Here is a 13001-nt window from a genome sequence, read left to right as displayed (position 1 = left end):
TTCATTGAGTGATCTACTTTAAAAAAAACGGCATTCTGTTCCAAACTAAAAAAGGCTCGCGCTTGGTGCGGGCCTTTTTGTTCTGAACTTTAAACTCAATTATCAATTGTCCAATGTAACAGGTTTAATGCCTGAGCGTGAAGCTCTGCTATGCCAGACGGTTAACCCGAGTGAAACAACGCAGACGAGCAACAGACAAGCATACACTACATGATAAGCTTGCTCGACCGAGACTCCCGGAATGCTGTGTAGCAGCAGCCCACACACGGCTACAGACACCGAACCACCGAAGAATTGAATCAGTTGTAACATGCCCATACCGGAACCTATCTGCGCTTTGGGCAGCACTCGTGACGCTTCATTATTCAGGGAAGCCATGGAGGCTGACAGTGCCGGTGAGAAAAAGAGATAACCACTGGTAATGATCAAGGCGGATTGATCCAGTCCGAGCATGAATAAGGCAAGTACCGCTGCGAGCAGGATGTGTCCAATGATCATAAATCGCATATTGCCATAACGGTCGATCCAGCGTCCAACGAAACGGGTGCAGAATGCTGCAACAATTGCCCCAGGAGCAATCAGCAAACCAATGGCGAGCGAAGAGCGTCCATATAAATCAGCGAGCACAAGCGGCATCAAAAACAGATTTCCCAGATTCACCACCAGCACGCAGAATCCGATAAGGATTAACCGGGTGTATCCTGGCGTTCGGAATACTTGTGGATTCACAAACGGAAGACTCGCTTTTCGAATATACAGGAGGTGTGCAACAAGTGAAATAACGCCCACGGCAAACCATAACCAGGATTGCTGGGTGATCGCGACGAGAAGTGTAGTGGCATTAATGACGGTTAGTATGGCACCAATAACATCGAACGGCTGATCTGTTTTGACTGTTTCCCGTGGAAGGAAATAGAGCAATACAGGCAGGGCGAGCAAGACAAGCACCGTTATGGCAAAAAGTCCGTTCCAGCCCCAGTATTCGCTAATGAGTCCGCCGACAATGGGGCCAAGTCCAAAAGCCATGGCGCTACCTGATGAGATCAGCGCGATGGCAGCTCCGCGTCGTTCCACCGGGATGTAACGACTTGCAATGACGAGACCCAGACCTGCCATAACTCCTGCACCCGCAGATTGCAGAATGCGTGTCAGTAACAAGATAGCGAAGTTATGCGCGAACAACCCCAGCAATGAAGATAACCCCAGGATCAGAAGCCCGACCGTTAACAGTTTGCGTACCGGGATACGGTCTGACAATCGGCTGTAGATCACCGTCGACAGGGCGTAACCAATCGAATAACTTGAGATGACCCAAGACCCCAGGTCCGAGGTAATCTGCAGATCATGAATAATGACTGGCAAAGAAACATTGAACATGGTGGTATTCATCACAACGATGAACAAGCAGCACGTCCAGAGTGGCATGACAATTTTATCTTTCACGGTACCATTCCTGTCTTGGGTATGAATATGAATTCGGATAGAACTTTTAATAGATATGTGATGAAAAGCAATATATCATTTTACACCCAAATTTATCATATGGCAATAATGTCATACTAATTCATTCGGATTCGGATGTGATGAGCATAGTAAGATTTTAATAATAAACAATAGACGGATTTCCTGAATTTAACTAAAATGATCATTGAACATACATAAGCAGATGGATCAGCGGTTAGGTAACTAGATATGTAAGGAATTAGCATGTTGAATTGAAAATGAAGGAGATTATACCCATGACTCATGCATTATTAATGTCCCATAGCGTATTTCCGACGCTGGATATGAAGCGAACCGCGCAGTTTTATGAAGAAAAGATGGGCTTTCGGGTCGTCGAATATCTCGATGCCGCGGAACCTCACATCTGCCTGTATCGTGATCTTACCGAGATTATTTTAACCCAAAGCAATGGACAGAAAGTTATACCCAACAGAGAATTATATGGCTATGGATATGACGCATATTTTATTACCCAAAACCAGGAAGAGCTTCAACAGGAATTAATCAACGCAGATGTGAAAATCGTACGTGCCCTCAATCATACAGACTATAATAACAAGGAGTTTGTGATCGAGGATATCGATGGACGCTGGATCGCTTTTGGCATCAAACAGGGATAATTAGATACAGAAACAGGCGCTCCGATAACGGGCGCCTGTTTGTGCATGTTATAACTGCAGATATTACGCCGCAGTAACTTGTTTGCCGCGATTACGAATCCACTTGATGACATCCATCAGAATGACGGCAGCAAGAGCAAGTCCGCCTGCAATCAGGAACTCATTCCAGCCGAATGTATCCGGGATTGCGAATACACCGCGAACACCTGGAATCAGTGTGATTGCATAGAGACACAGACATACCAGAATGGAGCCAAGCACGAATTTATTGGTCATAAAGCCTACTTGGAAGATGGTCTGTGTGTTGGAACGTGCTGCAAAAGTTTGCAGACTGCGTGCCAGAATCAAGGTTGTGAACGCCATAGCCACACTGATTTCCTCCGAGATGCCAAGTCCGATATATTGGGACACAATAACAGCCGCACCAATCAGGACACCACGTGTAATCACAGCTTGCAGGGTTCCGCCTGCGAAGATGCCTTCGTTGATATCGCGCGGTTTACGCCGCATGACATCTGGCTCGGGTTTCTCTGTACCCAAAGCAATGGCAGGCAGGGAGTCGTTCACCAGATTGATGAACAGCAGCTGAAGGGCAGTAAACGGATTAACCCAGCCGACGATCAAGGCAAACAAAATGGCGATAATGGCACCGAGGTTACCAGCGAACAGGTATGCGATGGCTTTTTTGATATTATCAAATACCATCCGTCCAACACTGACCGCATTCACGATGGAGACAAAGTTATCATCCGTCAGAATCATGGCAGCCGCATCCTTGGCGACATCTGTTCCGCTACCCATCGCTACGCCGATGTCGGCCTGTTTCAGCGCAGGTGCGTCATTAACTCCATCTCCGGTCATGGCTGCCACTTTGCCTTTACGCTGCCAAGCACGAACAATCCGGATTTTGTTTTCAGGAGATACCCTTGCGTAAACCGAGATATGTTCGAGTTGTTGATCCAGCTCCTCATCAGACATTTTGTCCAGTTCGGCTCCGGTAATGGCGAGGTCATCCGGTTCGGCAAGGCCGATATCCACACCGATGGCCTGAGCCGTTGTTTTGTGATCTCCAGTGATCATGATGGTGCGAATGCCCGCTTTTTTGGACTCTTCAATAGAACCGTATACCGCTTCACGCGGTGGGTCAATCATCGCTGTCAAACCAACCAGTGTCAGATCATGCTCGTCATCAATGGTGACCTGGTTTTTATCATCGAATTTTTTGTACGCGTAGGCCAGCACACGGAAGGCACGTTTGGAGAAGGCCTCATTTTTTTCTTCAAATTGTGTGCGAATCTCGGGTGTGAGGGGCTGAACCTCACCGTTGATAAATACATGACTACAGCGGCTGAACAGCACATCAGGTCCACCCTTGGTCAGCAAAGCCGTCTGTCCCTCGAAGGTATGCACCGTACTCATGAGCTTTCGATCCGAGTCAAAAGGAAGCTCAGCTTCACGCGGGAACTGGTCACGGATTTCATTGTAATCCTTGTTCACCCGGTTGCTGAAGGCAATGAGAGCCACTTCGGTTGGGTCACCCAGTTCCTTGCCTTCCTGGTTAATATTCGAATCATTGCAGAGCACTGCAATATGTAACAGACGTCGTTCCTCTTCCGACCACTGATCGGGATCATCCGGGAATTCGTCCTTGGTGCCATGGGGAATGTAATAATCCACGACAGTCATCTTATTCTGAGTTAGCGTTCCTGTTTTATCCGTACAGATGATACTGGCAGAGCCGAGCGCCTCAACGGCAGGCAGTCTGCGAATGATCGCATGTTGTTTGGCCATCTTATTTGTTCCTAGTGACAATACGATAGTCACAATGGAGGATAACGCCTCAGGAATGGCAGCAACTGCTACAGCTACAGCAAACATCAGTGCATTCACGATGGATGGTCCGATATTCTCCGTACCTTCGGTCAACCATACACGACCCGCTTCAATGCCAAAGATGAGAATCGACAAGCCCAGGATGAAAAAGCCCAGTTTTTTGCTGAATGATTCCAACTTGCGCTGTAATGGGGTGTTCTTGGCTTCGGCATTTTCAATCAATTCGGCAATTTTGCCGATTTCGGTTTTGAGAGCCGTACCTGTAATGACAAGCATGCCCCGTCCATATACGACCAGTGAGCCACTGAAGGCCATATTGCGACGATCTCCAATAGGCGCTTCATCCGGGATGGTATCGGCGTGTTTCTCCGCAGCTTCGGATTCTCCGGTCAACATGCCTTCGTTGATTTTCAGACTTCCTGATTCCAGGATACGTCCGTCTGCCGGGACATAATCACCTGCATCCAGCATAACAATATCACCGGGAACGAGTTCCCTCGCTGGAATGGTTTTTTTCTGCCCGTCACGAATGACTTTGGCTTCGGGTGCAGACATTTGTTTCAGCGCGTCAAGCGAACTCTCGGCTTTTTTGGTCTGCACTACACTGATCACCGCATTGAGCAAAATAACCAGGAATATGATCAATGATTCAATCAGATGTCCAAGTACAACCTGTACCGCGGCTGCAATCAGCAGCACGATGACCATCGGATCTTTGAAATTTTCGAGGAACAATGTCCAGACTGGTGTTGCATCTTTACCTTTTAACTCGTTATATCCTTCCGTTTCAATTCTCTTGGCAGCTTCGGAGGTCGTAAGTCCCTTGGAGGAACTCTGTACATCCTGAAGGGTTTCCTCCGCACTGTGTCTGTAATGTTGCAATTGACCAGCTCCTTGAATATTAGATTTCTCTGTGTATTACCCTTACGGGCAAAATCTAGAATCGTTTCATTTTCGTATTTTTTTAAGATTATGGATTTATACGTTTTTAGCTGTACACAGTATTTTTCATAATGATCCGAGATATGCCTTTTTTTGAATGTTATTATTTCCAGTTTGGATGATAGTCTGGAGAACCATATATAGATGTTGGATCAGAAACTGTGTGCACCATCACACTAGCTCATATCAAGGTCTGTTACGCTATTACATAACGAACTGCGTTTAATCTAAGTTTGGAGGGGAAACCATATGTTTTGTTATCAATGCGAACAGACGCCGAGTGGCGGGTGTACCGTGGTAGGAGTATGCGGCAAAAACGAAACAATCGCAAGTTTGCAGGATACGATGATTTTTGCGTTAAAAGGCATCGCTGCTTATGCCACACATGCACTCCAGTTGGGATATTCTGATCCTGAGGTGGATCGGATTACACATGAGGCATTATATATGACATTAACGAACTCGAATTTTAATGTACAGGAACATCTGGAGATGGCGATGAAGGTAGGTAATGCAGCAATCCGCATTATGGATGTGTTGGATCGTGCGCACACGGACCGCTTTGGTGTACCGCAACCGATTACGGTTAGCCAGAACCAGATCGAAGGACAGTGCATCGTGGTGACAGGGCATAATCTGTATGCATTGGAGGAGTTGCTGCGTCAAACCGAAGGAAAAGGAATTAACATCTATACGCACTCGGAAATGTTGCCTGCACACGGTTATCCGGCGCTGAAGAAATATGCCCATCTCAAGGGTAATATCGGTAAAGCCTGGTACGATCAGCGCAGACTGTTCGAACAATTCCCGGGTGCGATTCTCGCAACGACGAACTGTGTTATGCCGATCAAAGGCACATATGCAGACCGCTTTTTCTCATACGAAGTGGCGGGTCTGGAGGGTGTTGCCAAGATTATGGATGATGACTTCTCACCTCTGATTGAACGTGCATTGTCCCTGCCTGCGGCCGATATACAGTCCGAGCAAGTCTTAACGACAGGGTACCATCATGAGACCGTGATTGGGCTTGCGCCAGAGATTATTCAAGCGGTGAAAGACGGTCATATCCGTCGGTTCTTCGTTATTGCAGGCTGTGATGCACCAGGCAAAGGCGGCAACTACTATCGTGAACTCGCGACATCATTGCCGAATGATACTGTAATCCTGACGACATCCTGTGGTAAGTTCCGCTTCAACGATGTGGATTATGGTACGGTTGGAGACACGGGTATACCGCGTTATATCGATCTGGGTCAATGCAACAATTCCGGTTCTACGGTGAAAATTGCAATGGCTTTGGCGGATGCTTTTGGCTGTACTGTAAACGAGTTACCTGTCAGTATTGTGCTGTCCTGGTTTGAGCAAAAAGCAGTTGCGATCCTGCTTGGCCTGTTCAGCCTTGGCATTCAGGACATTCGTATTGGACCAAAACCGCCTGAGTTTATATCGGAAGGTGTCTTGGATGTACTCGTAGATATGTTTGGTCTAAAGTTAATTACAACGGCAGAAGAAGATATGAACGCAATGTTGGCACTGTCATAGGATGAGGATGTATATTTACGTGCAACATCATCTGATGACTGCGAATGTCGGTTGTGAGTATGAAGAGTATGACTCATAAGTACAGATGGATAAGAGCCTACATAAAAGTAGGCTTTTTTGCTTTTTCGACTTTCATAGGTCCATATACCTTGTATAAATGAACATGAAATGTCAGGGAAATTAGTTTTTTTATCCTATTGAAGTTTTTTCATGGAAATGTGTATATAGATAGAGGCATATTAGATCATAACACATCACAAAACACGGGTTTACCGTAATATGAGGAGATCGTACATAATGCATGACACACAGATTGAAGATTGGTTGAAACTCGCAGGTGGCAAGGAGAACATTAAGCTCGTAGAACACGATAAGGGTACAACGACGTTGGCGCTGAAGGACAGTACCCGATTGAATATGTCGGTACTTGCCTCCACAGAGTATGTGGTAGATATTCGGGTAACAAGTGAGCAGTGTCATCTGGTAATTAGAGATGAATCTTCTCTGATCTACAATGCGCTTCAGGGCGTGGGGGAAGAGGAAGGAACAGCATTGCAGGAAGCGGGACACGCGAAGAAGAACAGGTTCTCGATCTTACATTTTGTATCCGATGTATTCAGGCCCTTGATGCCTGCGATTCTCGGAGCCGCTGTTATTAAAATTATAGTCGCCATTATTGCGTTAATGGATACGTACAGTTCTGCGGACTCTTCTGCGTTGATGGACAGCCAGACCTTTACGATCTTCAGGATCATTGGAGACGGTGTATTTTATGTACTGCCTATATTGGTAGCAATCAGCACAGCGTATCGGTTGAAGAGCAATATCTATGTTGCAGCATCTATTGGCGGACTCATGTTTTATCCGGAGATGACCATGCTGATGTCAGGGGAACAAGAGGTGCATTTCCTGGGTATGCCACTTGTGTCCCAGCCTGCTTTTTACTCTACGCCCATCTGGGTCATTTTAACGATCTGTGCAGCCGCCTTCTTGGAAAGAGTCGTTGAACGATGGAGTCCAAAATTCTCCAAAGGGATGTTTGCTCCATTCCTGACGTTACTGATTCTTGTTCCGCTAGTATTGATGATACTTGGTCCAGTTGGCACCTGGATTGATGAATATCTGCCGGAGGCATTGAATTCACTAGTAGCTAATGCTCCAGTGTTGTCGGTGATGTTACTGGGAGCTGTCTTCTCACTGATGTTAATTATAGGATTACACTACTGGCTGATTGCCATCATTATTAATGAAATGGTTATGAATGGTGGTTCTATGGTGATTGCTGCCATGTTAGTGGCGATTGTTGGACAAGCGGGGGCCGCGCTTGCAAACGCTTTGCGCTCAAAAGAGCCAACATCCAGAAGCCTGGCTTTCTGGGCTACTGGAACAGCCCTCCTTGGAGTGGTAGAGCCTGCATTGTATGCGGTCAACTTGAGAAAAAGATCCTCTTTCTACGCGGCAATGCTGGGTGGAGCTGCGGGTGGACTATATTTCGGATTGTTATCTGTCAAGGCATTTGCTATGGTGGGGAATCCGAGCTTGGTCAGCCTCCCGCTCTTCATCGAAGAGGGTGGCTTGAATCTGTTACACACTTGCATTGGTGTGGTTATTGCGTTTGGTGTCTCAGGTGGACTAACGTATTGGATGGCAGGAAAAGGACAGAAACGGGGACAGGGGTCACCGAAACCCAGCATTGAGTAATACGTAAAACGTACTAATTGAAAAAGTAGTATTAAAGTTGTAAGAAAGAGCTTGTACCTTATGGTGCGGGCTTTTTTGTTGTGTTTTTCTGATTAATGTAAGTATGGAATGTACAATCGCTGTCCACCATTTTATTCAAGCCATAGCTTGTTGGTTATGGAGTTGTCATGTATTTTGATATAGTGAAAACTATAAATCTGGATTATTAATCCCTTTGAAAGGATAACCTATGTCTGACAACATGGAATGGATTGCTCAATGGAAGTCAACGAATGCACTAAGCAACGCATGGATAACGAAAGGCGAGCTGCATCACTTTTTCAGTCACACCTTGATATTTATCATTGATGGAAAAGCGATCTGGAATATAAATGGACACCGAGTTCACGTCTCCTATGGAGAATTAATTGCGCTTGAAGAGAACTCCGTAATGGAGGTCATTGAAGGTGGCAACCTGGATCTGGCAGGCTGGCATGTTCAGTTCGATACATATTCGGTGCTGCATGATAGACGGGAAGCTGAGAAGTTCGAATGGCGGTTACCGTCAGGAGAGGCGTATCAGAAAGTGCAACTGTCCGGTGGAAGTCTGGCAAGTATCATTCAGCATTGGAGTGAAGTGCATACACAGGATCAGAGTGCAGAAAGAGTTGGCCATCAGCATTTGTTATATGAGTTGTTAAGTAATCTATATCGGAAACAGCCGGATAACGAGTTGAAGCCAGAACACGGTATACTTCGCTCCATTGACTACATGCAGCAGCATTATGATCAGGTCATTACACGTACACAGTTAGCTCAGATTGCCGGAATCAGTCCATGGCATTACTCCCGCAAATTTAGTGAGCGATATGGTAAGCCACCTCTGGATTATCTGGCCCACTACCGGATCTATCGCGCGCAGGAAGAACTGATATTAACCGCTGCAACCTCACAGGATATTGCCAAAAAGTCTGGATTTGAAGATGCTCATTATTTTAGCCGACGCTTCAAACAACTGACTGGCATATCACCTAAAAAATATAGGCAAACGATGACGCAGCGCAAGATCGTATCACTTTCTCCAATCTGTGCAGAAAGTATGATTCATCTGGGTGTCATCCCTCATGCCGTAGTGGTCACCCCAATCCTGCTGTCCCCACATCACCATGAACAATTTATAGCGCATGGAGTGCAGATGCTGGAGGTAACACAGTATGAGGTGGAGATAGAACTTGTTCGACAAGTTCAACCGGAGATGTTGATAGGAAACGTATTGACGGAAGAGGTCAAAAGGGAGTTGCGCACAATTGCACCGATTCTAACCGGACTTCATCAAGATGTAGAACCAATGCTCAATCAAATGGCAGCCTGGTTTTATAAAGAAGATGAGGCTTATAGACTGCATCAGCAGATGAAACACGAAGTCAGCGTAGCTAAGCGACAGTTGCAACCCTTCATCCAATCCGCGTCCACTGTCATGCTGCTGAGGGTAGAAGCGTTTGGTTATCGATATCTGGGTGGGCATTCACACGGGGTATCACACTTGTTATATGAACAGCTTGGATTAACACTGCCGCAAGCACTGGATTCAGGTACAGCATGGTTTAACCCTTGTTCGCTTGAACTGCTCACACAAGCCAATCCCGATTACCTCTTTGTGGAGAAGCGGATTATGCAGCACTTCAGTGCTGAAGAGAATATGAGGAAACTATGGGAGAGTCCGCAATGGAACGAGCTGAAGGCTGTGAAAAATAATCGGGTATTTTACGTAGATACTCACCTGTGGGTAGACGGTCACGGAATAACGGGACACACTCTGATTCTTAATCAGATCATTCGCCATTTTACGGAATCTTTTCATGAGAGAGCACAATAATCCAACTGAATACGCACGATATGCTATGGAAGCAACACTTCTTATTTGATACTATTTGATAATAATTATCATTATCAATATACATAAGGGGCGAAGTATATCATGTCACGAAGATTTAAAGGGTTGGGTATCATGCTGTTGGTGATCAGTATGATGTTGGCGGCATGTTCCGGTGGAACCAAGGAAGAGAATGCTACAGCTGGAACAGCAGGGGCTTCAACTGAAGGAGCAGCGAGTACTGCAGAAGAAACAGCGACTGAAAGTGGGACTAAGGTGGTGAAGGATCAGTTTGGAGAAGTAACGATTCCAACCCATCCTCAAAATCTGGTTGTGTTTGATTCGATCTATGCCGAGTATCTGATTGAAATGGGTGTTACACCCCAAATCGTTTTGTTAACTCCAGAAGTTGAAGCGGAATACCGCCCTGATTATTTGAAAGAACACGGGGTCCAGATCATTGAAGTCGAGCAATATCAATATAATTATGAGCAGTTGCTTGCGTTGTCACCGGATATGATTCTTACCGCTGGCGAAGGTATGGAACAGGGCGTATATGATGAATTGTCCAAAATCGCTCCTACGGTGGCACTGGATGCTAACAGTGAAATGAAGCGTGCTATGCCAAAGCTGGCTGCCATATTTGACAAGACCGAAGAATCTGCCAAAGTACTGGCTGAATTCGATGAGAAAGCCTCACAAGCGAAAGAGAAAATTGCGGCAGCCCTGGGAGACAAGACCGTATTGGTTCTCCGGGTGGAGCACAATCGTTACCGTTTCATGGGTCCCAAAGGAGGAAGTAGCAGTGTTTTCTTCTATGATATCCTGGGTCTGAATAGCCCTGAAGCGATCAAAGACTCTACAGATTGGTTTAGCCAGTTCTCACTGGAATTCTTGCCTGAGATGAATCCGGATTATATTTTCCTGGAAGACAGGACCCTCGTAGGTTATGACACGAAGAAATCTATGGAAGATCTGAAAGCAAGCCAAGTGTGGTCGAATCTGGAGGCTGTGAAGAATGATCATGTCTTCCCGTTGAAGACAAGCCAATTCGTATCGGGTGTGGGTCCGATTGGCTCTGTAAAATTGATGGACTATGTTGTTGAAAAGTTGGTGCCTTAAATGACAACCGAGACACAATTGGATATCTACGATATTACGATTATAGGTGGTGGGCCTGCTGGCATGTATGCCTCATTTTATAGTGGTATGAGAGCCATGCGTACCAAGATCATCGAAGCCAAACAGGAACTGGGTGGATTCATGCGTACGTACCCGGAGAAGCTGATCTGGGATGTGGGCGGGGTTGATCCGATTCGCTGTGAGAAGCTGATTGAATCGCTGGAGAGACAGGCGAGAACGTTCGATCCAACGATTGTGTTTGGGCAGGAAATAGCCGAGCTTGAACGACGTGAGGATGGTGTATTTGTACTCATTTCCAAAACAGGCGAACGTCACTACACACGTACCATCCTGTTATGTGCGGGCAGAGGCATGACTCAGGTGCAGAAGCTGGATGTCGAGGGTGCCAATCGGTATGAGCTGACGAATCTGCACTATACCGTAACCGACTTGTCCCGATTTGCCGGGAAGCGTGTTCTGATCTCGGGTGGCGGCGATTCCGCAGTCGACTGGGCGAATGAAATGAGCAAGATCGCAAGTGAAGTTACGGTAGCACACAGACGTCGTGAGTTTACCGGACACGAGTCGCCAGTTGCTCAGATGAAAGCTCAAGCGAGCGTCATGACGCCATTTAACATCTCACGCTTATACGGTACAGGTGACAAAATCGATCGTGTTGAGCTAGCCCATGTAGAAACTGGTGAGATCACACATGTTGAAGTGGATGAAGTTGTCGTAAGCCACGGATATGATCGTGATTTTGGTAACCTTGTGCAATGGGGACTGGCGCGTGAAGATTACGGCGTATCCGTTGATCAGCGCATGCGTACCAACATTCCAGGCATATTTGGAGCAGGTGACTTTATCACTTATGGAAGCAAAGTTCGACTGATCGCAGGTGCTTTTAACGATGCGGTGCTCGCAGTCAACAGTGCCAAGACGTATCTGGAACCTGCTGCTTCCGATATGGCCGGTGTATCTTCTCACAATGCCCGGTTTTATGAAAAAAACAAAGCGCTCTCCAATACGTAGATAGGTTTATACAGATGGAAGGCAATCTGAAGAGCCCGAACAAGTTCGAGATTTCCTCGAACTTGTGTCGGGCTTCAAAAAAAGTTTACACAAACAGCGCCCACCAGAGGGATTCAGGTGGCGCTGTTTTATTTGGTTTGAACATGTCACTATTATCAATAAGGATACGCCGAGATGGATAAAGAGTCTTGAATCACCAGACTGCCGATCTTGGCGAAATGGATAGATGATTTTCTAAGGAGCTCAGGACATCTTATTTGGCCTTCATGTCCTTTTTTAAAATTGTAAGGAACATCAGACACGTTTTCTACCAAAATCCCCTTATAAAAACACTGAAAACGGCTTTTTAATCGGATATAGAGTGTCTCAAGTTCTTTCGATTTCTGTAGGCGCTTCAAATCGTTGAATAAGACGCCTCAGAGTCGTTAGCGCTCGCTCCATGTTTTGATCTAACCGGCGGCGAGCCGAGAGAACGACCCTGAATCCACGATAATGGTCCAAGACACGGACTTGATCAAGCTTCAGGCAAACCATGGCAGGGTCCATCGAGATAGATCACTGCCGTGTTATTGGCCTTGACTGGAAAAGATATTTCCTCTCCGACCCATTGTCTGCGGTACTTCAAGCCGAGGAAATGGCAGACCGAATTATGGCACGTTGAGATGGAATACAGTATGAGAGTGAAAACAACAGATTGGTTTAGATTTGTGGATTAACTTTGACATAACAGACAAAAGGAAGCACACATTATCGGTTATCCCACAAAAGCCTGTCTATTTGCTGATTGAAAGAGCTTTCATTTCATCCGTATACTAAAGGTGTTAACAGGTTGGGTGTCGTAATGAGGCACTCAT

Annotated in this window: 8 protein-coding genes; 6 read left to right on the top strand and 2 right to left on the bottom strand. The window is 46.1% G+C overall.

From position 1 onward, the window contains the following. Window positions 1-102: 102 nt before the first annotated feature. Entirely contained in the window at window positions 103-1443 is a 1341-nt protein-coding gene (locus tag EL84_RS28375; protein WP_053061635.1) for an MFS transporter, read from the bottom strand. A gap of 296 nt (window positions 1444-1739) precedes the next feature. Here EL84_RS28375 and EL84_RS28370 point away from each other — a divergent pair, with 296 nt between their 5' ends. Continuing rightward, complete coding sequence (locus EL84_RS28370) at window positions 1740-2123, top strand: VOC family protein (protein WP_200904549.1); 384 nt, start codon at window positions 1740-1742, stop codon at window positions 2121-2123. Window positions 2124-2186: 63 nt separating this feature from the next. On the opposite strand, the gene EL84_RS28365 is transcribed toward EL84_RS28370, so the two are convergent. Continuing rightward, entirely contained in the window at window positions 2187-4838 is a 2652-nt protein-coding gene (locus EL84_RS28365; RefSeq protein WP_047843880.1) for a cation-translocating P-type ATPase, read from the bottom strand. Between the two features lie 309 nt (window positions 4839-5147). Between EL84_RS28365 and hcp the strand changes: the two genes are divergently transcribed. The 5 genes from hcp (at window position 5148) to EL84_RS28340 (ending at window position 12147) form a co-directional block, all read left to right on the top strand. Next, complete coding sequence (gene hcp / locus EL84_RS28360) at window positions 5148-6440, top strand: hydroxylamine reductase (protein WP_047843879.1); 1293 nt, start codon at window positions 5148-5150, stop codon at window positions 6438-6440. A 297-nt stretch (window positions 6441-6737) separates the two neighbouring features. After that, window positions 6738-8141 carry a PTS transporter subunit EIIC gene (locus EL84_RS28355; RefSeq protein ID WP_047843878.1) on the top strand — a complete coding sequence of 468 codons (1404 nt, stop codon included), beginning with the start codon at window positions 6738-6740 and terminating at the stop codon, window positions 8139-8141. A 229-nt stretch (window positions 8142-8370) separates the two neighbouring features. Continuing rightward, the gene (locus EL84_RS28350; protein ID WP_047843877.1) at window positions 8371-9996 is read left to right on the top strand and encodes an AraC family transcriptional regulator; all 1626 of its coding nucleotides are present in this window, start codon (window positions 8371-8373) and stop codon (window positions 9994-9996) included. Between the two features lie 102 nt (window positions 9997-10098). Next, window positions 10099-11115 (top strand): ABC transporter substrate-binding protein, encoded by a 1017-nt coding sequence (locus EL84_RS28345; protein WP_047843876.1) that lies wholly within the window; start codon window positions 10099-10101, stop codon window positions 11113-11115. Then, window positions 11116-12147, top strand: coding sequence for an NAD(P)/FAD-dependent oxidoreductase (locus tag EL84_RS28340; protein WP_047843875.1), 1032 nt, complete (start codon window positions 11116-11118; stop codon window positions 12145-12147). Window positions 12148-13001 lie beyond the last annotated feature (854 nt).

It is taken from the genome of Paenibacillus sp. VT-400 (assembly GCF_001029205.1).
In the GTDB taxonomy this organism is placed as follows: Bacteria; Bacillota; Bacilli; order Paenibacillales; family Paenibacillaceae; genus Paenibacillus; species Paenibacillus amylolyticus.
The sequence above is the reverse complement of the archived record's forward strand: the minus strand, read 5'-3'. Positions and strand labels throughout refer to the sequence as shown.